This window comes from Novosphingobium malaysiense (assembly GCF_000802225.1).
Classification (GTDB): domain Bacteria; phylum Pseudomonadota; class Alphaproteobacteria; order Sphingomonadales; family Sphingomonadaceae; genus Novosphingobium; species Novosphingobium malaysiense.
In genome coordinates, this window is record NZ_JTDI01000040.1 from 1 (window position 1) to 422 (window position 422).

The following is a 422-nucleotide window of genomic DNA, read 5'->3' on the forward strand; positions in this document are numbered from 1 at the left end:
GTGCCCGTAGAGCCGTGCGTAGAGCGCATAGAGATACGACGTTTCCAGGCTGGCGCGGCCGGAGGCATAGAAGACGACGGACTTGGGGTCGAGCCGGCGCAGTTCCTTGCCGATTTCGGCAAAGGCTTCTTTCCAGCTCGTCTGAACATAGCGGTCGGTCGCCGGATCGTAGCGCATGGGGTGCGTCAGGCGCCCGGTGTGCTCGAGATCGTAGTCCTTCCATTCCTTCAGTTCGCTGACCGTGTGCTCGGCAAAGAATTCGGGCGTGCAGCGCCGTGAGGTCAGCTCCCAGAGCGTGGCCTTGGCGCCATTTTCGCAGAATTCGAAAGGATGGGGATTGGCCGGCTTGGTCCATGCCCACGAGACGCACATGAAGCCGCCGGGCTTGTTCTGCCGCCGCAGCGTGTCGAGCACCGTCGGAT

At 62.6% G+C, this 422-nt stretch carries 1 pseudogene; it reads right to left on the reverse strand.

Going from position 1 to position 422, the window contains the following annotated elements:
- Positions 1–422, reverse strand: a pseudogene (locus LK12_RS23410) (FdhF/YdeP family oxidoreductase); the annotation flags it as partial.